General features: G+C 71.1%; 16 protein-coding genes. 2 read left to right on the top strand and 14 right to left on the bottom strand.

Annotation, left to right across the window (positions count from 1 at the left end; all coding sequences use genetic code 11):
- Positions 1-115 precede the first annotated feature (115 nt).
- The 4 genes from ACWGIG_RS22410 to ACWGIG_RS22425 form a co-directional block, all read right to left on the bottom strand.
- Positions 116-1,141: an FHA domain-containing protein gene (locus tag ACWGIG_RS22410; protein WP_453323408.1), complete on the bottom strand. Its 1,026-nt coding sequence runs from the start codon at positions 1,139-1,141 to the stop codon at positions 116-118.
- A gap of 105 nt (positions 1,142-1,246) precedes the next feature.
- The gene (locus ACWGIG_RS22415) at positions 1,247-2,605 is read right to left on the bottom strand and encodes a vWA domain-containing protein (protein ID WP_453323409.1); all 1,359 of its coding nucleotides are present in this window, start codon (positions 2,603-2,605) and stop codon (positions 1,247-1,249) included.
- Between the two features lie 130 nt (positions 2,606-2,735).
- A complete protein-coding gene (locus ACWGIG_RS22420) occupies positions 2,736-4,073 on the bottom strand; it encodes a PP2C family protein-serine/threonine phosphatase (protein WP_453323410.1) in 1,338 nt (445 codons plus the stop codon).
- Between the two features lie 2 nt (positions 4,074-4,075).
- Positions 4,076-6,577 carry a tetratricopeptide repeat protein gene (locus tag ACWGIG_RS22425; RefSeq protein WP_453323411.1) on the bottom strand — a complete coding sequence of 834 codons (2,502 nt, stop codon included), beginning with the start codon at positions 6,575-6,577 and terminating at the stop codon, positions 4,076-4,078.
- Between ACWGIG_RS22425 and ACWGIG_RS22430 the strand changes: the two genes are divergently transcribed.
- Positions 6,555-6,875 carry a hypothetical protein gene (locus ACWGIG_RS22430; RefSeq protein ID WP_453323412.1) on the top strand — a complete coding sequence of 107 codons (321 nt, stop codon included), beginning with the start codon at positions 6,555-6,557 and terminating at the stop codon, positions 6,873-6,875. The two genes, ACWGIG_RS22425 and ACWGIG_RS22430, sit on opposite strands and share 23 nt — an antisense overlap.
- Before the next feature lie 10 nt (positions 6,876-6,885).
- Here ACWGIG_RS22430 and ACWGIG_RS22435 read toward each other — a convergent pair whose 3' ends face one another.
- From ACWGIG_RS22435 to ACWGIG_RS22480, 10 genes are all read right to left on the bottom strand, one after another.
- Positions 6,886-8,214 (bottom strand): hypothetical protein, encoded by a 1,329-nt coding sequence (locus ACWGIG_RS22435; RefSeq protein ID WP_453323413.1) that lies wholly within the window; start codon positions 8,212-8,214, stop codon positions 6,886-6,888.
- A gap of 112 nt (positions 8,215-8,326) precedes the next feature.
- Positions 8,327-9,364, bottom strand: a complete 1,038-nt coding sequence (locus ACWGIG_RS22440; protein ID WP_453323423.1) for a glutamate ABC transporter substrate-binding protein — start codon at positions 9,362-9,364, stop codon at positions 8,327-8,329.
- A 53-nt stretch (positions 9,365-9,417) separates the two neighbouring features.
- On the bottom strand, positions 9,418-10,824 hold the full coding sequence (locus ACWGIG_RS22445) for a hypothetical protein (protein WP_453323414.1): 1,407 nt from the start codon (positions 10,822-10,824) through the stop codon (positions 9,418-9,420).
- Positions 10,825-11,324: 500 nt separating this feature from the next.
- Positions 11,325-12,311: an N-acetylglucosamine kinase gene (locus tag ACWGIG_RS22450; protein ID WP_453323415.1), complete on the bottom strand. Its 987-nt coding sequence runs from the start codon at positions 12,309-12,311 to the stop codon at positions 11,325-11,327.
- Positions 12,302-13,567, bottom strand: a complete 1,266-nt coding sequence (locus tag ACWGIG_RS22455; protein ID WP_453323416.1) for a 6-phospho-beta-glucosidase — start codon at positions 13,565-13,567, stop codon at positions 12,302-12,304. The genes ACWGIG_RS22450 and ACWGIG_RS22455 overlap by 10 nt, the downstream gene beginning before the upstream one ends.
- 9 nt (positions 13,568-13,576) lie before the next feature.
- Positions 13,577-14,479: a carbohydrate ABC transporter permease gene (locus ACWGIG_RS22460; RefSeq protein ID WP_453323417.1), complete on the bottom strand. Its 903-nt coding sequence runs from the start codon at positions 14,477-14,479 to the stop codon at positions 13,577-13,579.
- A 5-nt stretch (positions 14,480-14,484) separates the two neighbouring features.
- A complete protein-coding gene (locus tag ACWGIG_RS22465; RefSeq protein WP_453323418.1) occupies positions 14,485-15,426 on the bottom strand; it encodes a carbohydrate ABC transporter permease in 942 nt (313 codons plus the stop codon).
- Between the two features lie 7 nt (positions 15,427-15,433).
- A complete protein-coding gene (locus ACWGIG_RS22470; RefSeq protein ID WP_453323419.1) occupies positions 15,434-16,768 on the bottom strand; it encodes an ABC transporter substrate-binding protein in 1,335 nt (444 codons plus the stop codon).
- 89 nt (positions 16,769-16,857) lie between these two features.
- Positions 16,858-18,078: an ROK family transcriptional regulator gene (locus ACWGIG_RS22475; protein WP_453323420.1), complete on the bottom strand. Its 1,221-nt coding sequence runs from the start codon at positions 18,076-18,078 to the stop codon at positions 16,858-16,860.
- 220 nt (positions 18,079-18,298) lie between these two features.
- Positions 18,299-19,420: a mechanosensitive ion channel domain-containing protein gene (locus ACWGIG_RS22480; RefSeq protein WP_453323421.1), complete on the bottom strand. Its 1,122-nt coding sequence runs from the start codon at positions 19,418-19,420 to the stop codon at positions 18,299-18,301.
- Between the two features lie 238 nt (positions 19,421-19,658).
- Between ACWGIG_RS22480 and ACWGIG_RS22485 the strand changes: the two genes are divergently transcribed.
- Positions 19,659-20,210, top strand: coding sequence for an HNH endonuclease (locus ACWGIG_RS22485; RefSeq protein WP_453323422.1), 552 nt, complete (start codon positions 19,659-19,661; stop codon positions 20,208-20,210).
- Positions 20,211-20,261: the final 51 nt, after the last annotated feature.

A 20,261-nucleotide genomic window follows, 5' to 3' on the forward strand; every position in this document is an offset into this window, starting at 1 on the left:
ACCCCGAGGGGCGCGGCGCCGCAGTGCCGTAGCAATGTGCCGATTGCAGTGCCGCAGCGGTGTGCAGGCTGCAGTGCCGCAGCGGCGTGCCGGCCGTGATGCCGTGGCGGTGGTGTCAGCCGCGGTGGATGGTGATGGTGGTCCAGGCGCCCACGTGGACGCGGTCGCCGTCCTGGAGGGGGACCGGGACGTACGGCTGGATCGGGTCTTCGCCGCCGTTGATCGTCGTGCCGTTCGTCGAGTTCTGGTCGACGACCGCCCAGGAACCGTCCGGCTGCTGCACCAGCACCGCGTGCTGGTGCGAGACGCCCGGGTCCTCCGGCGGGACGGCCAGGTCGACGTCGGGGGACTCGCCGGTGGAGTGCCGGCGGCGGCCGATGGTGATCTGGTTGCCCTGGAGCGGAAGCTGCTGCTCCGGCGAGTACGCGGGCAGGTTGAGACCGCCCGCCTCCGGGCCGCTGCGCTGCATCATCGCCATGAAGTACTCACGGTCGGGCGCGACCGTCGCCGACCAGTGCCCGCCGCCCGCCTGAGGACCGCCCTGCGGCTGGTACTCCTGCTGGTAGCCGCCCGGTCCCTGCTGGTGACCCTGCTGCTGGTGCTGACCCTGCTGCGGGTAGCCGCCGGGGTCGCCCTGCTGCTGCGAGGGGGGCGGCAGCATCCAGTCGTCCTCGCCGCCGCCGGTGTGCTGCGGCTGCTGCTGGTACTCCTGCTGGTAGCCGCCCTGCGGGCCCTGCTGCTGGAAGGGCTCGGCCGGCCGGTTCAGCTGCGAGGGCCGCGAACCCTGGTACTCGTACGGGTCGTGCGCCTGCGCTCCGTAACCCTGCCCCGGCCCCTGCTGCATGTGCTGCTGCGGCGGGGCGGGCGGTGCGTACGAGGTGGCCTGGTGGGTGAGGAAGTTCCACCGGCACTCCTCGCAGTACGGCGCCATCGCCTCGCGCGGCGTGCGGCACTGCGGGCACAGTTCGGCCTGCGCCGTAGCGTCGGGGCCGCCTCCGTACCCCTGGCCCTGGTCGGGCTGCGGGTATCCGTACGCGGGCGGTGGCGGCGGGGGCGGCGGCACGGCGCCGGTCATGCGATGGCCGCAGACCTCGCACCAGTCGTCGGAACCCGACTGGTGTCCGTTCGGGCAGGTCGGCATGTCGGCGCTTCCCCCTCTCCTCGTCCGGCCCGCAGGCCGTACACAGCTTTGGTCAGCCACTAGAAAGCTCTAGACAGCTCTTGGTCGAAAATAGTTGTACTGCGCTTACTTCTTTACTCGGACGGTCTTCGTGGAGCGCGTTTCGAGAGTCATCTCGTCCGCTTCCGCGACCTTCGCCTTCAGCCGCACAGTACCCGTCGCCTCGTCGACGACGTCCACCACCTTCGCAAGCAGTTTCGCAGTATCCGCGTTCCCCGACGCCGCCGCGAGCTGCACGGCCCGTCCCAGTTTGGACGTCGCGCCGTCGAAATCGCCCGACTTCCGCGCATCCAGGCCCTGTTGGATTGCTTGTGCAAGTTCTGCCTGGCCCGTGTAGTGGGCGACCTGCGGGTTGATCGAGGTGGAGGCCGCCATGTCGTCCGTCCAGACCGCCCTGACCAGCCCCTGGGAAAGGGTCTGCGGAGTGCCGCCCGCGGCGTCGGGGAGGATCAGCGAAACCCGGGCGGCCAGCATTTCCTGGCCCACACCGGCCTCCGGCACCGCCACGCACACGTGGTAGTCGCGGGACTCGTCGCCCCAGGAACCGGTCGGGTAGTCGCCCGCGCGGGGGCCCGCCTCCGTACGCCGTGAGGTCAGCTCCTCGACCGTGGGAGCGACCTGCTTCACGAACCTGATCTCGACCCCGACGGGCGTCCACAGGCGAAGATTCACATCCGCGACCTCCTTGCCCATCGCGTTCTCCATCATCTGCGTGAAGTCCGCGGTCAGCTCCGCCGGGTCCGCGACGATGTCCGCGGTGCCGAGGAGGGCGGACGCGATGCCCGTGACCTCTTTCACTTCCCAGTCCGTGCCCACACCGCGGGCGTCACAGGTGAAGCGGCCCGCGACGGCTTCCAGGGTGGCGGCCAGGTCCTTCGGCTGCTCGTGCTCGTTGCGGCCGTCGGTCAGCAGGATGCCGTGCCGGATCGGGGCCTCGGAGGAGGCCAGGAGCCGGTCGGCGAGGCGCAGCCAGGTGCCGATCGCGGTGCCGCCGCCCGCGGTCAGCGACCTCAGCGCACCCTTGGCCTGGGCACGGGTGGAGGCGTCGGCCACGGCCAGCCTGCCCTGGCCGGGGTAGACCTCCTTGGCCAGGTGGGTGCCGCCGACCACCGCGAAGGCCGTCCCGTCGCGCAGCGCGTCGATCGCCGCGGCCGTCGCGTCCCGGGCGCCGCGCATCTTCGTCGGCGGGTAGTCCATCGAACCCGAGCAGTCCACCATGATCACCACGGCGGCCGTCGGGTCCTGGCCGGGTATGTACGAGGGCGAGGCGGACGCGCCCGCCAGCGGCGAGCCGCCGCTGGTGCCGCCGCCGGTCGAGGTCACCGTGACGATCGCGTTGACCTCCCGGCCGCCCTCCGGGAGGAACTCGTTCTGGTACACGTCGACGGAGAACTGCGGCACGTTGGACTTGGAGAAATTGGCCATCGGATCGGCTCCTAGCGAATCTTGCGAAACCAGGTCCCGCGAGGGGACGGGGACGAAGAAGCGGAACGTACGAGGGAACTGAGCGGTGCCGTTGCCACAGGGACGGCACCGCCCCTGTGGCCGGGCCGCCCTAGGCGGATCCTGCCCCTTGCGGCAGCATCGGGAACGGCAGCACCGCCACTGTTACGTTGTCGTGGCCCCCGCCGTCGAGCGCGTGCCCCACCAGAACCTGGGCACTGTGCAGCGGGCGCTGCGCCGCGTCCGCCGGAATGACGTGTGCCATTTCCTGCGCCGCCTCCGCGTAGTTCCACAGCCCGTCCGTGCAGACGACGACCACTCCCGGCCGGTCCGGCTTGAACGAGGCGGTGTGCGGGTCGATCTCGTACGCGTCGGCGCCCAGCCACCCGGTGATCGCGTGCGCGCGGTCGTCGGCGTACGCCTCGGCCTCGCCCATCAGGCCCGCGGCGACCATCTGCGCGGCCCACGAGTCGTCCTCGGTGAGCCGGGCGGGCGGCGCCGACCGGTCGTCCGGCACCCAGTAGACGCGGCTGTCACCGATCCAGCCGACGACCAGCAGGCCGCCCGCGACGATCGAGGAGACCAGCGTGCACGCCGGGGCGTTCTGGTGGCGGTGCGGATCGTGCTCCATCGGCTGCGCCTGCTGCGCGGCGAGCACGTTGACGGCCTCGGCGGCGGCCAGGATCGCCTCGTGCAGGGCCTGCTGCGGGTGGGTGCCGCGCGGCAGCGACTCCAGGAGCAGGGTGTTCGCGGTGGCAGCGGCGGCGGCGGACGCCTCGTCGGGGCGGGTCGCGGACGACACCCCGTCGCAGACCACGGCGATCGTCGCCGTCGAACCGTCGGGCAGGACCGCCTCGGAGATCGCGAACGCGTCCTCGTTGCGGTGGTGGCGCAGACCGCGGTCGCTCACCGCGGCGACGGACGCCAGCTCCCGCTCCTGGTGGTCGCGCTCGCGGGGCTGGGCGTGGCCGCAGTTCTCGCAGTAGCCGTCGGTGTCGATACGGCCGGCCCGGCAGGCGACGCACATCTTCGCGGCACCGGCCTCAGCACCTGCCTGACCACCCGCCCCGGCACCTTCCTGCGCGCCCGCCTGCGCCTCGGCCTCCGAGGCGGCGGGGGCGGCGAGGGGGTAGTCGGCGACGGTGGGCCGCTGGACGACCGGCAGGTCCGCGGTGTCCTCGCCGCTGTCGCCCTCGCCGAAGTCGGGCGCGGACATGTCGGCCGTCGGGGGGTGGGCGGGCCGCTCGTCGGCGCCGCCCCCGTGGCCGTTGACCGGCTGCACGGCCGGTTCCGTACCGGGCGCATGCGTCCCGATGGCCACGGTCGGACGGTCGTCCGGTGGCTGCGGCACGGCCGTCAGGTCGTACCCGCACACCTCACAGAACGAGTCGCCCGTTTCCAGCGGCTCCTCGCAGCCGGGGCAGGCCGACAGCTGGTGCGTCTGCGACATCATCACACCCAAGTCCGGGGGCGGAGGCGGTTGGCCCGCTCCACCAGGTCGATCCTCTCGTCGCCGCGCTGCGCGAGCCGTGCGAGCACCCGGTACGAGCGTTCCAGGCCGAAGCGCAGGCCTCGCTCGTCGAGCTGGCTGCCGAGCAGCGCGGTCTGCACGGGGCGGGCCCCGTGCCCACCGGAGAGTACCCAGTCCAGTGCGGTACCCAGCACCTCGGTGGCCAACTGCTCACGGCGCACGGCGTCCAGACCGAAGCCCTGGAGGGCCTCCACCTGCGCCGCGGACGCCAGAAGATCGTCGATCAAGGGCTCCTGCGCGGCGCGCCGCCGCAGCCTCGCCCGTACGGCCGCCACGCGCGCCGCCGTGTAGTGGATAGACGCCTCGGGCACCGACTCCAGTGTCCGCACGGCCGCGGGCCTGGCGCCGGCCGCGAGCTGTACACGGGCGAGACCGAACGCGGCGCTCACATAGCTGGGGTCCGTGGTCCACACCAGGCGGTAGTACTCGGCCGCGTTGTCGAGCTGGCCGAGCACCTCCGCGCACACCGCGAGGGCCAGCTTGGGCGCGGCCTCGCCGGGGAAGGCGTCGTAGATCGCGTCGAAGGACAGCGCGGCCGTCTCGTTGTCCCCGGAGGTCAGGGCCGCGATGCCGCGGTACCAGACCACCCGCCAGTCGTCCGGATACGCGGCCTCCAGCTCCCGCAGCGTCTCGGCGGCGGTGGGCAGTTCGCCCATCTCCAGCCGGGCCCGCAGCTCGCGCAGCCGCCGCTCCACCGAGTCGCCCGGCGCCTGCTGGAGCGCCGTGATCAGCTCGGCGGGGGCCGAGGCCATCAAACCCGCGAGGAACCCGGCGTTCGGGTCGTTCGGGTCGACCCGGGGCACCGGCAGCGCCAGCGCGGTGGTCGAGGGCGGCAGGGGCAGGAGGTACGGCTCGGCGTGCTCCGGTGCCACGGACGCGGCGGCCGGGACGGCGGGGGCCGCGGCCGGCGGTGCGCCCGGGGGAGCGGGCGGAGCACCCGGCACCGGGGGCATCTGCAGCGCGCCCTGGGTCGGGGCGTACGCGACGGCTGCGGCTGCGGCGGGCTGCTGGTGGGTGGGGGTGCCGCTCAGGGCGGCGGCGGGCTGCTGCCCGGCCGGCAGCGGGGCGTGGGCCTGGGCCTGGGCGGGGATCTGGGCCTGCGCCGCCTGTGCCGGGTTCTGGCCCTGTGCCGGGATCTGGGCCTGCGCAGAGTTCTGGCCCTGCGGCGGAAGCTGTCCCTCCGGCTTCTTTCCGCCGCGCCGCGCACGACGCGGCACGGGCAGCGACCGCAGCCCCAACTGCGACACGGAACCGGTGAGTTCGGCGAAGAGCCCGGTGTCCGTGACCCGCAGCTCCGGGCCGAACAGCGTCGAGAGCGACGGCCGGGGCCGCCCCGTCTGGAGCGCCACGACCTCCCGCAGCACCCCCGTCAGCTGATCCGCCATCTCCGAGGCGGAAGCGAACCGGCGGGCCGGGTCCGGATCCGTCGCCCGTACGAGAAGCCGGTAGAAGGACTCGTACTGGTGGAAGACCGGAATGTTGTCCGGGTCCGGGAGGGAGTCCACGAAGACATTCGTGTAGCCCTGGAAGTCGAAGGTGAGGACGGCCAGTGTGCGCGCCACCGTGTACAGGTCGGAGGCGACCGAGGGGCCGACGTCGGCGACCTCGGGGGCCTGGTAGCCGACCGTGCCGTAGATCGCCGACTCGTCGTCGTCCATGCGGCGGACCGCGCCCATGTCGATCAGCTTCAGCTGGTCCTGCTGCTGGATCGCGTTGTCGACCTTGAAGTCGCAGTACAGGAGGTTCCTGCTGTGCAGGTGGCCGAGGGCCTCCAGGGCTTCGATGCCGTACGCGCAGGCCTGCTCGACCGGCAGCGGATCACGCTTGCCGCCGGTGTCGCGGCGCTCGTTGGCGATCTCCTTGAGGGACTTGCCGCCCACGTACTCCATGACGATGTAGCCGTCCATGGAGCCGGTGCGGGTGTCCAGGTGCTCCACGAAGTTGTAGATCCGCACGATGTTGGAGTGCTCGATCTCGGCGAGGAAGCGGCGCTCGGAGATCGCGGCGGCCATCGCGTCCTGGTCACCGGTGTCCAGGAGGCCCTTGAGAACCACCCAGCGGTCGGAGACCGCCTTGTCCACGGCGAGGTACACCCAGCCGAGACCGCCGTGCGCCAGACAGCCCACGACCTCGTACTGGCCGTGCACGACGTCGCCCGTGCCCAGCTTGGGCACGAAGGAGTACGGATTGCCGCACTTGGTGCAGAAGCCCTCGGTGCGGCCGGTCTTGGTGCCGCGCGAACGGCCCACCGGGGCGCCGCACTCGGAGCGGGAGCAGAACCGTTTGCGCTCCGGGACCTCCGGATTCGCCATGATCGCGGTGCGCGGATCGGGGCGCGGCACCTCGGGAACGGTGACCAGGCCCGCGCCCAGCCGGCTGCGGCCCGAGGCGGCGGTCGACTTGCCCGAGGACCGCACCGACACCGAACGGGACGCCGTCGCACCGGACAGCGCACGCGACAGGCGCCCGGACACCGAGCGGCGGGACGTCGCCGAGCGCGAGGACCGGGAGGACTGCGAGGACGCGCGCGAACTGCTCTGCACGGAGCCGCTGCGGGAGTCGCGGGACCCTCTTGAGGACGCCTTGCCACCACCCGTGACACCGGTGGCGGTCGCGGCGATCATGCCGGTCGGCGACACCACGGGCGCGAGCCCGCAGGTGTCGCAGTACATCTCGCCGCCGCCCATGTCCTCGTACGTGCCCCCGCAACCGGGGCGCTGACAGGCCGTGCTCATGGATTACCCCCGTTGGTGCGGTCGTTGGGCGCCAGTATTTCCCTGGCGGTCTGCTGGTAGCGCAGCACCGCCTGCTCGGCCACGCGCAGGTCGCAGGGCGCGCTCCACAGCATCCGGCGGGCCGCGTCGTACCGCTCGATGAGCTGCGGGTCCTCCGCCAGGCCGTGCCGGGCGACCTTCGCCTTGTACGCGTCCAGCCTGCCGCGCAGCTCGGCGCGGACGGCCAGCGGTGCGGTGACCGCGGTCAACGACTCGCGGGCCCGCAGCAGTTCGTCCTCGGCGTCCCGTTCGAGAGAGTCGAGCAGCGGGGACAGCCGGTGCCACTGGGCGCGCCTGCGGTAGTCGCCTGCCGTGGCGAGCAGCTCCTGGAGCGCGGTGGGCGGACCGCTCACCGCGGGCACCTCGGACGCCGCGATCTTCGCGAGGACCTCGCCGCGCGCCGACCTGGCCTCGGCGAGGGTGCGGTCCGCCCGCGAGAGCACGTCGCGCAGCCTCAGCAGCCGCTGCTCGGCGTCCTGCCGCACGGTCAGCACCGCGTCGATCTCCCGCCGTACGTCCTCCAGCGCGCGGGCCGCCCGGTCGTAGCGGTCGGTGTCGGGCCGTCCGCCGCCGGGCGCCGAACTCCCCGGCGCGGGACGCCAGAAGGCCAGCGGGTCGGACACCACCTGGACGCGCAGCGTCGCCAGCTCCTGCGTGATGGACTCCAGGTCGTCGCCCGCCGGATGCTCGCCGGGCCGCACGCCGACGGAGTGCGCCAGCGAGCGGGTGCGGTGCAGCTCCGCCGCCAGGAGGTCTATCCGGGCGGGCAGCGCCGACCACACCGCGTCGGCCGTGACGACCATGTCGAGGGAGGACGCGTACAGCTCGTTCATCCTGCTGACCAGCTCGGCGAGCGAGAAGTGCTCGGAGAGCTTCGCGGGACCGGTGATCGAGGACGGGGCCCCGTGCGCGTGCGCACCGCCGGACACCGTGATGCCCTGCCCCCGGAGGGCGTCGGTCAGCTCGGCCAGGTCCTCCCGGCTGGGCCAGCGCCGACGCGCCCGTACCTCACGGGCGCTCCGGAGGGCGGCGGTGTACGCGTCGAAGTACGTCCACAGCAGCGTGATCGACTGCTCGGCGGACGCCCACCGGTCCTTGGTGACCCCGGTCAGGTCGGCCCCTTCGAGGAGGCGCCGGCCCGCGTGGTCCTGGAGGGCGAGCAGCGACGTCTCGATCGCCTCGTGCTCGGCGCCGAGCCTGGCCAGCGCGCGGTCCACCTGGTCCCGGTCCAGGACCGGGCCCGGGGGACTCCCCGCGGAGCCGGGGGAGGATCCCGCGACGCCCATCGATCACCTCTCCGCTTCTGCCGTCAACTGCTGTTGCGCCATGGGTTGTTGCTGCGGGTCCGGTACGGCCCGGTGCCGACCCGACCGGCCCGGTGCTGCTCCGGTGGGCCGGTCAGTCCTTGAACTTCGGGGCCGGCGGTCCTGTGCTCCTGCCCAGGCCCGCTTCGAGCCAGTCCTCGTACGACTTCGCCCAGCGGGCCTTGCTGTACTCGGCGAGAACCTTGTTGATCCGGCGCACCAGGTCGACGTCGTCCTTGTTCGTCGCGACGCCGTAGTACTCGGTGGTGAACGGGGTGCCCTTCACCTCGATCGCCGGGTCCTGCGCCGCCTGGCTGGCGGCCAGCGCGTTGTCCGTGACGATGGCGTCGGCCTCGCCCAACTGGAGCCGCACCAGGCAGTCCAGCTGGTTGGGCACGATGTACTTCGGGTCGTCGAACAGCGCGCCGTGCGACTCCTTCTTCATCGCGTCGTACGCGGTGGAGCCCGCCGCCGTGCAGACCCGCTTGCCCTTCAGCGAGTCGTCGTACCCGGTGATCCCGGGCCCCTTCGGGGCCAGGACCTGCTGTCCCGCCTGGAAGTAGGCGTGGGAGAACGCCACGTCCTTGATCCGGTCGCAGTTGACCGTCATCGTCCGCACCACGATGTCGACCTTGTTGTCCTGCAGCGCGGGGATGCGCTGACTGGTCGGTATCGCACGGTAGATGACCTTGTCGGGGCTGCCGAACAGCTCCGTCGCGATCGCCTTCACGATGTCGATGTCGAAGCCTTCGAGCTGACCGCTGGCCGGGTTGCGGTAGCCCCAGCGGTAGCTGTTCTGGTCGATGCCCGCGACCAGCTTGCCCGCGGTGTCACCGGTCCTGGACTTGATCCGCTTGATCGCGGGCCCGTCCAGCGGCGACGGACGCAGGCTCGCCTCCGGGTTCTCGCACTCGTCGGCCTTCGCGGGCAGCGCGGCGACCGTACCGCTGCCGGGCGAGGACACCGTGTCCGGGCCGCCGCCCGCGGCGTCGGGCAGCGGCAGCACGGCCACGCCCGCCGTCAGCACACAGGCCGAGGCCAGTGCGACGAGACCCAGCCGCCAGCCGCCCCGCAGGGTGCGCGCCCTTCCGGTCCTGTCCGCCCGGGCCCCTGCCGATCCGGTCCGCCGCATCGCACTCCCTCCGGCCACCTGGTCCCGCGCCTCCTGCGCGTCGCGCGCGCTCATCACCTGAACTCCGAAAGCCTGCGGCCGATGCCCAGCACCGCTGCCGCCGCGGCGAGCACGGCCAGCACCGCCGCGCCGACCGCCAGCCCCGACAGTGCGCTCCGGCCGCCCTCGGCGGCCTCGGTGAACTCGCGCTGCTCCCACTCCAAGGCCTTCGCCAGCGCCTCGTCGACCTCGCCGAACGACTCACCGGTCGAGGTCTTCTCGCCGATGACCTTGTCCAGCGCACTGTCGTAGTTGCCCTGGTCGTCGGTCCTGCGCGCGTCCGCGTGCCGGATCTGCCACTCCTTGACGCCGGCAGCCGCACGCTTGACCGGGGCGGCGCCCCCGTCGTCCTCGGCGAGCTGCTGCGCCTTGGCCAGCTTCCGCTGGAGGTCGGCCATCCCGGTCGTGTAGTCGACGTCGTACTTGTCCTTCTTGTCCTTCGTGCTGACCGCGCCCCGCGAGACCAGGGTGAGGTTCTCGTTGGCACGGGCCTGGAGGGAGCTGATCCGGGCGTCGTTGAGGACCTTGAGCGACTCCTGGCCGTTCGCCCTGGAGTCGTCGAGTCCGGAGGACGCGACCGTGTGCCCGACGGCGAGCCACAGCAGGACGGCGGCGGAGGCGACGGTCGCGGTGAGCAGCCCCTGGTTGAACACCCTGTTCGTCCGCCGGTAGTTGCGGCGCTGGGCCCAGCCGAGGCCGCCGAGCGCCACCACGCCGAGCCCCAGTGCCAGATACGGCCAGGCGCTCGCGTCGTCGTAGTCGCGGTAGAGGCGGTCGGTCTCCTCGTCGTACAGCTTCTTCGCGGCAGGCAGCAGCTGGGTGGTCATCTGCTCGTTGGCGTACCGCAGGTAGGCGCCGCCGAGGGGGAGGCCCTGCCGGTTGCCGGCGCGGGCCCGCTCGATCAGGCCCGTGTACCGGGGGAGCTGCTGGTTGAGCCGGGTGATCTGCTGCCCCGACGCGCTCTCGCCCGATGTGTTCGCCGCTGCCTTGACCAGCAGGCGGGACGCCTCGGCGATGTCGTCGTTGTACTTCTTCGTCACCGCGGGCGGCTCCTGCGCGCCCGCGAGGAAACCACTCGCGGCGGAGGTGTCGGCGTCGGCCAGCGAACGGTAGATGCTCGCGGCGTCGGCGGACAGCGGCTGGCTGCGCGACACCACGTCGTCGGCCGCCGCGGCCCGGTCGGAGACCTGCCAGGCGGTCACCGCCCCGAACGCGATGACCAGGGCGGCCATGACGGCCCCGATGATCCGCAGCCGTCCGGGTTCGGTCGTCGCCCCGGCCCGCAGCCGGTCCATGCCCTCGGCCCATGCGCTGGTGCGCGCGGGCGGCGGTTGCTGCGGCCCCGGTACGCCGGGCCCGGGCGCGGTCGGCGCGGGCGCCACCGCGGTCCCCCCTGGGCCGCTCATCGGCGGGTGTGCCACGTGACCTCCCCCTCGGTCGTGGACGGCTGGCCCGTCTTCCGGCGGGCTCCCCTCCCCATGAATACGTCGGAGAGATCCGTTTGGTTCCCGTACGGGGCCCGCGGAGGATCAGTGCGCCGGTCCGTTCGGGGACCGGGACGGTGATCGACCGGGCGGCCGTTCGTTGCCAATTCGCGCCAGGGACATGCCACTTCGTGGCGAATCCTATGCGGACGTCGGTTCCGGGGCCATGGGGATCCGGCTGCCGCCCGTGTCGTCCCCCATTGCTCGGGTACGGCACGGGCGGCGGCCGGCGTGCGACACGGGTACCGGAGTGACGCGTGGTGCGCGATCCAGGCACGGATGTGACGCGTGGTGCGCGATCCAGGTACGGGCGTGACGCGTGGTGCGCGATCCAGGTACGGGCGTGACGCGTGGTGCGCGATCCAGGTACGGGCGTGACGCGTGGTGCGCGATCCAGGTACGGGCGTGACGTGTGGTGCGCGATGCCTGTAGGGGTGTTACGCGTAGTGCGCCCGCAACGTCCGGTGTGCCTGTGCCGGTGCCGCGACGTGGTCGAGGCCCAGCAGGGCGGCGCCGAGCACGGGTGCCGCCGTGACGACCCGGACGACCGCCTTCGGCGCCCGCTCGGCCAGCCGGGCCGAGATCCGGTCGCCCAGCTCCGGATGCCGGGCGGCCAGCACACTGCCGCCGAGCAGTACCGGCGCCTCCTCCTCCAGGAGGCCGAGCCGGCCCAGCGCCACCGACGACATCGCGACGACCTCGTCGGCCAGCCGGTGCACCAGGGACCGTGCCACCGCGTCCCCCCGCGCGGCGACCGCGAACACCAGCGGCGCGCACTCGTGCTGACGCACCGCCGGGATGCGGCCCAGGTGCAGCGCCTCTATGAGGGCGTACATCGACGCCAGCCCGAAGTGCGCGGGCAGCGTGCGCGCCAGCTCCGTCGGTTCCCCGCGGCCGTCCTCCGCACGGGCGGCGCACCACAGGGCCTCCTCGGCGAGGCCCCCGCCGCCGCCCCAGTCGCCGGAGATCTTGCCGATCGCCGGGAAGCGGGCGGTGCGCCCGTCGGGCAGCATGCCGACGCAGTTGATGCCCGCCCCGCAGACCACCGCGACGCCGCGCGGCTCGTCCACGCCGGCCCGCAGGATCGCGAAGGTGTCGTTGCGGACCTCGGTGCTCCGGCCCCAGCCGCGCGCCTGCACCGCGGCCTCCAACTCGCGCTCCTCGACCGGCAGATCGGCGTTGGCCAGGCATGCCGACACATGGTCGACACCGCCGACCCCCGCCTCCTCCATGGCCTCTGCGACCGCGTTCGCGAGGATGTCGACGGCCACCTGCACGCCCACCAGGGGCGGCTGGAATCCGCCGCCCCTGCCGGTGCCCAGGACGCGGCCGTCCGCGCTGACGACGGCGACGTCCGTCTTGCTGTTTCCCGCGTCGATGGCCAGTACCGAGCCACTGGCCCGGGAAGTCGTGCTCACACCCACGCCAGGTGCTCCCGGTTGTGCGCGATCAGCTTGTCCGTGAGCGCCTCGGCGTACTCGAACTGCCCGACCAGGGGGTGTGCGAGCAGCGCCTTGAAGACCCGCTCACGGCCGCCGTGCACAGCCGCCTCAAGAGCGAGGTTCTCGTAGGCCGTGACGTTCGCGACCAGACCGGCGTACATCGGGTCCAGCGCCGGCACCTCAAGAGGCGTCGCCCCGGACGCGTCGATGCGGGCCTGCGTCTCGATGACCGCGTCGTCGGGGAGGAAGGGCAGCGTGCCGTTGTTGTAGGTGTTGACCACCTGCACAGGGGAACCACCGCAGCCGAGCAGCCCGGACGCCAGGTCCACGGCCGCCTCCGAGTAGAAGGCGCCGCCGCGCTTGGCGAGCAGCTCCGGCTTCTCGTCGAGCGCCGGGTCGCCGTACATGGCCAGCAACTCCTTCTCCATGGCAGCCACTTCGGCCGCCCTGGACGGCTTGGTGCCGAGCTCCCGCACGACCTCGTCGTGCTGGTAGAAGTACCGCAGGTAGTACGAGGGAACGACGCCGAGGCGGTCCACGACGGCGCGCGGCATCTGCAGGTCGGCGGCGATGGCGTCGCCGTGCTCGGCGATCAGCTTCGGCAGCAGGTTCTCGCCGGCCGGGCCGCCCAGCCGTACGCCCAGCTCCCAGGTGAGGTGGTTGAGACCCACGTGGTCGAGGTGGACCTCGGCCGGGGTGACGTCGAGGAGCGCGGCGAACTTCCGCTGGAAGCCGATCGCGACGTTGCACAGCCCCACCGCTCTGTGGCCCGCGTTCAGCAGGGCGCGGGTGACGATGCCGACCGGGTTGGTGAAGTCGATGATCCACGCGTCCGGGTTCGCACGGCGGACGCGCTCGGCGATGTCCAGGACGACCGGGACCGTGCGCAGCGCCTTGGCGAGACCGCCCGCGCCCGTCGTCTCCTGGCCGACGCAGCCGCACTCCAGCGGCCACGTCTCGTCCTTGCCGCGGGCCGCCTGGCCGCCCACGCGGAGCTGCAGCAGCACCGCGTCGGCGCCGGCGACGCCCGCGTCCAGGTCGGACGTGGTGGTGACGGTGCCCGGGTGGCCCTGCTTGGCGAAGATGCGGCGGGCGAGGCCGCCGACCAGGCCCAGACGGTCTGCCGCCGGGTCGATCAGGACCAGCTCGGTGATCGGGAGGGTGTCCCGCAGCCGGGCGAAGCCGTCGATCAACTCGGGTGTGTAGGTGGATCCTCCACCGACTACTGCGAGCTTCATGTGCGTGACCTAGCCCTTCACTCCGGTCAGCGTGACACCCTCGACGAACGCCTTCTGGGCGAAGAAGAAGACGAGGATCACGGGGGCCATGACCAGTACGGTCGCGGCCATGGTCAGATTCCAGTTGGTCTGGTGGGCGCCCTTGAAGGACTCCAACCCGTAACTCAGCGTCCACGCGGCCGGGTTCTCCGACGCGTAGATCTGCGGTCCGAAGTAGTCGTTCCACAGGGCGAAGAACTGGAACAGGGCGATCGCCGCGACGCCGGGCTTGGCCATCGGCAGCACGATGCGGATCAGCGTGCGGAACTCGCCGCAGCCGTCCACCTTCGCCGCGTCCAGGTACTCGTTGGGGATGGTCAGCAGGAACTGCCGCAGCAGGAAGATGGAGAACGCGTCGCCGAAAGCGAGCGGGATGATCAGCGGCCACAGCGTGCCGGTGAGGTCCAGCTGCTTCGACCAGAACAGGTACATCGGGATGATCACGACCTGCTGCGGCAGCATCATCATCGAGATGACCAGCATCAGGGACAGGTTGCGGCCCCTGAAGCGGAACTTGGCGAGCGCGTACGCCACCGGTACCGACGAGACGACGGTGAGGACCGTGCCGAGTCCCGCGTACATCAGGCTGTTCTTCCACCAGCTGAGGAAGCCCGGCGTCTCGAAGACCTTGACGTAGTTGCCCCACTCCCAGGTGTGCGGCACCAGGTCGCTGGTGAGCGCCTGCGCGTCGCTCATCAAAGAGGTGAGGAAGAGGAAGACGAACGGCAGTACGAAGAACAGTGCCGCCGCTATCCCGAGGGAGTGCACGCCGATCCAGTGCAGCGCGGCCTTGCGGCGTGCGGTGCGGTGGGCGGGGGTGGGTGCACCGGGGTCGTTCGTACTGAGCGATCGCTCAAGTGTCGTGAGGGACATGGGAGTTACTCACCTGCCTGGAGGAGGCCGCCGCGACGTCGCATCAGCAGGGCCGTGAAGGCCATCGCCAGGACGAACAGGACGAGCGCGGTGACCGCGGCCGCGCCGTAGTCGAAGCGCTGGAAGCCGAGGTTGTAGACGAGCTGCGGCAGGGTCAGGGTCGACTTGTCCGGGAAGCCGGGCTCGAACTGCTGGCCCGAGTTGCCGATGATGCCGGAGGCGACCTTCCCCGCCACGAACGGCTGGGTGTAGTACTGCATCGCCTGGATGACGCCCGTGACGACCGCGAACATCACGATGGGCGAGATGTTCGGCAGCGTCACGAAGCGGAACCGCTGCCAGGCCGACGCGCCGTCCAGCTCCGCCGCCTCGTACTGCTCCTTCGGTACGTCCAGGAGCGCCGCCATGAAGATGACCATCAGGTCGCCGATGCCCCACACCGCGAGGATGGTGAGCGCCGGCTTCGAGAAGGCCGGATCGGTGAACCAGTCGGGGGTGGGCAGACCGAGGTTGCCCAGGATCTCGTTGACCGGCCCCGTGCCCGGGTTCAGCAGGAAGACGAAACCGATGGTCGCGGCGACCGGCGGAGCCAGGTAGGGCAGGTAGAAGAGGGTGCGGAAGATTCCCGTACCCGTCTTGATCTTGGTGATCAGCAGGCCGATGCCGAGGCCGAAGACGACCCGGCACGCCACCATCACGACGACCAGCCACAGCGTGTTGCGCATCGCGGGCCAGAAGTTCGGATAGTTCTCGAAGACGTACTTCCAGTTGTCGAAGCCGTTGAACACCGGCGCGGTGAAACCGTCGTACTTCGTGAACGAGAAGTACACGACGGAGAGGAGCGGGTACGCGAAGAAGAACGCGAAGCCGACCAGCCAGGGAGACATGAAGGCCGCTGTACGCAGCGCAGTCTTCCTGCGCTTCGTACGGAGCGTGTGCGTGGTCATGACGGGACTACTTCGCCTTCGCGATGTCGGTGTCGATCTGCTGGGCGAGCTTCTCCAGCCCTGCCTTCAGGTCCTTCTCGTTGCCCTTCTCGTACTGGTAGCCGAACTCCTGGATGGAGTTCAGGTACGCGGCGCCGTTGATCGCGCCGGAGGGGGTGTTGGACTTCGCGTGCTGGGCGATGTCGAGGAAGGTCTTGAACTCCGGGTCGTTCTTCAGGTTCGGGGACTTCAGCGCCTCGAAGGTCGACGGCACGTTGTGGATCGCGTTGGAGAACTCCACGACCGTGTTGGTGTCCGTGGTCATGAACTTGATGAGTTCCCACGCGGCGTTCTGCTTCTTGCTCTGCGGAGCGATGCCCATCACCGTGCCCGACAGGAAGCCCTTGCCGTAGTCGGCCCGCTGGTTGTCCGGTACCGGCATCGGCGCCACACCGATCTCGAACGGCACCTTGGCCTTCTTCGCCATTCCGAGCCGCCACTCGCCGTCCAGCTGCATCGCGACCTGGCCGGTGTGGAACGGGTGCTTCGCGCTGAACTCGTCACCGAAGGTGTTGCGGAACTTCTCCAGCTTCTGGATCCCGCCGAGGTCGTCCACGAGCTTCTTCTGCGTCGTGAACATGTCCGCGAAGGCCGGGTCCTTGGCGACGTTGGACTTGCCGTCCTTGTCGAAGTACTCCGGGCCCCAGGAGCCGAGGTAGTGCTCGGTGGTCGTCTCGTAGCCGTGGTAGGCGGGCATGAAGCCCAGCTGCTCGAAGCCGTCGCCCTTGGCCTTCGTCAGCTTCTTCGCGGTCGCGGCGAGTTCGGACATCGTCACCGGCGGTTTGGCGATCCCGGCCTTCGCGAAGGCGTCCTTGTTGTAGTACAGGCCGTACGCGTCCGCGAGCAGCGGCAGAGCGCAGCGCTTTCCCTCGAACTGCGTGTAGTCGAGCATGACCTTCGGGAAGGTCTTCTCCAGATTCAGCTTCGACTTCTCGATGAACGGCTTCAGGTCCGCGAAGGCGTTCGACGAGCAGAACTTCCCGATGTTCGACGTGGTGAACGACGACACGACGTCCGGTCCCTTGGAACCACCGCTGCGCAGCGCCTGGTTGAGCTTGTCGTCGTTGATGTTGCCGACGACGTTGACCTTGATGTTCGGGTGGGCCTTCTCGAAACGGTCGACGTTCTCCTCGATCGCCTTGACCTCGTCAGGGGTGGCCCAGCCGTGCCAGAAGTTGATCGTGGTGTTGGCCTTCGGGTCGTCCTGCGCCGCGTTCTCGGCGGAGCCGGTACAGGCGGTGGCGGCGACGGACATCGCGGCGACGGCGAGGGCGGCGGCGGACAGACGACGGTTTCTGCGCATGACGGAACTCCCAGTGGCAGGACGGGGCGTAGGGACAGGGGGCGGATCTGCGGGGCGGGGACTACCGGGGGGGGCTACGGGGGGTGGGGCTACGGGGTGGGGGCCTGGCGGGACGTGGTGTCGAACACTTCGTCCCGGGTGGCCTCCAGGGCGCTCTGCAGTGCACCTCTCAGCACGGGGTCCTGCTGGATCTCGCCGATCACGAGACGCGGACGGGGCGCGGCCAGATCGGCCAGCTCCGTCTGTACGAGGGCCCGCAGCGGCTCGCCGCCCGCGGCGGTCACCGCCCCGGACAGCACGATCAGCTCGGGGTCGAGCACGGCCACCACGGAGGCCAGCCCGGTCGCCAGGCGCTGCGCGAACTCCGGCAGCAGCCCGGCCAGTTCGGCCTCTCCGGCGGCGGCTCTCGCCAACAGCCCGGCGGCCACCTCCACGGCGGGCTGCTCCGGGGTCTCGTGACCGAGCTGTTTCGCGATCCGCGGTACGGCGACCGCGCCCGCCAGCTCCTGGAAGCCGCCGCCGTTGGCCTGCGCCACCCGCCGCATCAGCGGGGCGCCGGGCACCGGCAGGAAGCCCACCTCGCCCGCGCCGCCGGTCCGGCCGCGGTGCAGCCGGCCACCGAGGACGAGGGCGGCGCCGAGGCCTTCCTCCGCCCACAGCAGCACGAAGTTCTCGTGGCCGCGTGCCGCCCCGAGCCGCTGCTCGGCGACCGCCGCCAGGTTCACGTCGTTCTCGTACACCACCGGCATCGGCAGTACCGCCGCCAGCTCGTCGAGCAGCGTGGGGGAGTGCCAGCCCGGCAGGTGCGAGGCGTACCGCAGCCGCCCCGTGCTCGGGTCGAAGGCGCCGGGCGTGCCGATGACGACCCGGTGCAGGTCGCCCCGTACCAGACCGGCGTCCTTGGCGGCGCCGTCGACCGCCTGCGTCACCTGACGTACGACACCCGTCGACGAGCGTCCGGGGGTGGGCAGCTCGAAGCTGCCGACGGTCCGGCCCGTGAGGTCGGCGACCGCGGCGCGGATACGGGCCGGGGTGACGTCGAGGGCGGCGACGTGGGCGGCGCCCGCGTTCACCGCGTACAGCTGGGCGCTGGGTCCGGGGCGGCCCTCCGTGGTGCCGGTGGCCACGACGAGACCGGCCGCTTCGAGGCGGGCCAGGAGCTGGGACGCGGTCGGTTTGGACAGCCCGGTGAGCTTGCCGATCCGGGTGCGGGAAAGGGGCCCGTGCGCCAGCAACAGGTCCAGCGCGGCACGGTCGTTCATTGCACGCAGGACGCTCGGTGTACCCGGTGTGCCAGGCGTTGTGGCCATGACGATGTCACCCGCCTCTCGGCTGCCCGCTCCCCAACAACGTTGTTAGGAAAGTTTCCTATTCAGTGGAAGGAACGTAAACGCAGGTGGAAAGGGGCGTCAATGGGAGGCGCCCCCGAGGCAACCAAAGCGTTACCTGCGGGGGCTGCCTGCGGGGGCACGGAAAGGGTTCTTGCGGTACGAAGCCGGGCGTACCGCCGCCTGTACCCCACCTCTTCGGCTACGGCTTGCTGAGGTTCGGGTTGGGCGCGGGGGCCGCCGGGCCGGATCCGGGAGCCGCCCCCGCGGGCGGGATCGGGTTGGACGCCAGCGCCTGCGGGGACAGCGGGTTGGCCATCGCGGACGGGGCCGCGACACCGGCCGACGGGTCGGCGGGATCCGCCTCGATCAACGGGACGGGGCCGCCGACGATCCGGATGCCGGCCTTGTCGAAGGCGTGCTTGACCCGCCAGCGCAGCTCGCGCTCCACACCGAGCGCCTTGCCCGGCATGGTCTTCGCGGACAGCCGCACGATCATCGAGTCCAGCAGTACGGAGTCCAGGCCGAGGACCTCGATGGGGCCCCAGAGCCGCTCGTTCCACGGCTCGGCCTTCGCCATGTCCTCCGCGACCTCCGACAGCACGGCCCGGACGTTCTCCAGGTCCTCCGAAGGGCGGACCTGGACGTCGACGCCCGCCGTCGCCCAGCCCTGGCTGAGGTTGCCGATCCGCTTGACCTCGCCGTTGCGGACGTACCAGATCTCGCCGTTGTCGCCGCGCAGCTTGGTGACGCGCAGGCCGACCTCGATGACCTCGCCGGATGCGACGCCCGCGTCGATGGAGTCGCCCACGCCGTACTGGTCCTCCAGGATCATGAAGACGCCGGACAGGAAGTCGGTGACCAGGTTGCGCGCACCGAAACCGAGCGCCACACCGGCCACACCGGCACTCGCGAGCAGTGGCGCCAGATTGATGTTCAGCGCGCCGAGGACCATCAGTGCCGCGGTGCCGAGGATCAGGAACGACGCCACCGAACGCAGCACGGAGCCGATCGCCTCGGAGCGCTGGCGGCGGCGCTCCGCGTTGACCAGCAGGCCGCCGAGGGCGGTGCCCTCCACCGCCTGGGCGCTGCTGTTCATGTGCGCTATGAGCTTGGTGATCGTGCGCCGGATCACCGACCGCAGGACGGTGGCGATCACGATGATCAGCAGGATGCGCAGGCCGACGCTCAGCCAGGTGGACCAGTTCTGCTCCACCCAGCTCGCGGCGTTGCCCGCCTTCTCTGCGGCCTCGTCGAGCGTGACGGGATCGGCGGGCGGTTCTGCGACCAGTCGCGCGGACCAGGACACCTCGGGCACCTCCATGGGATGTGGCAGACCCACCACACTAACGGGGCAAAGCGAAGGAGCCTGTTGACATCGCGCCGCCCGGGCTGTGGTCCGCGACACCACGGCGGGCCGGTTCCTCCGGGGCGGCGCTGTGGTGCAAAACACTCCCGGCCCGTTACCCGGACGTGGTGGCGCCACGACCAGGCATGAGGGGAGACTGGTCCTGAATCGTCCCGGCGCGAGCCACGCGCCGCCGGCGTAATAGGAGGCATCCGTGCCGCATGTCCTGGTCCTCAACGCGTCGTACGAGCCCCTCGGCGTCGTACCGCTCCGCCGTGCGCTCGTCCTCGTCCTCGAAAACAAGGCACTCTGCCTGGAAGAGTCCGGCGCCTTTCTGCACAGTGCGACCCGGGTCGTCCCCGCTCCCAGCGTGGTCCGGCTGAAACGGTTCGTAAGGGTCCCCTACCGGGGCCCCGTTCCCCTCACCCGCCGTGCGCTCTTCGCCAGGGACGGCGGGCGCTGTATGTACTGCGGTGGCGTCGCAACCAGCGTCGACCACGTCATTCCGCGCAGTCGCGGCGGACAGCACGCCTGGGAGAACGTGGTGGCGGCCTGTCGTCGCTGCAATCACGTCAAGGCAGACCGGCACCTCCTGGAGCTCGGCTGGCGGCTGCGCCACCAGCCCGCCCCGCCGTCCGGCCTTGCCTGGCGCATCATCGGGACCGGGCACCGGGATCCGCGCTGGCTCCCGTATCTGCAACCTTTCGGTGCGGATGACGTCCTGGCCCGGATCGACGGGACCCCGGTGAGAACCGGAGTCGCCTGAGACCGGGATTTTTTTGTCTCTACAGGTATGCCCGTGGGTTGAGCGACCGCT

The sequence above is a fragment of the Streptomyces sp. NPDC054863 genome, assembly GCF_053610825.1.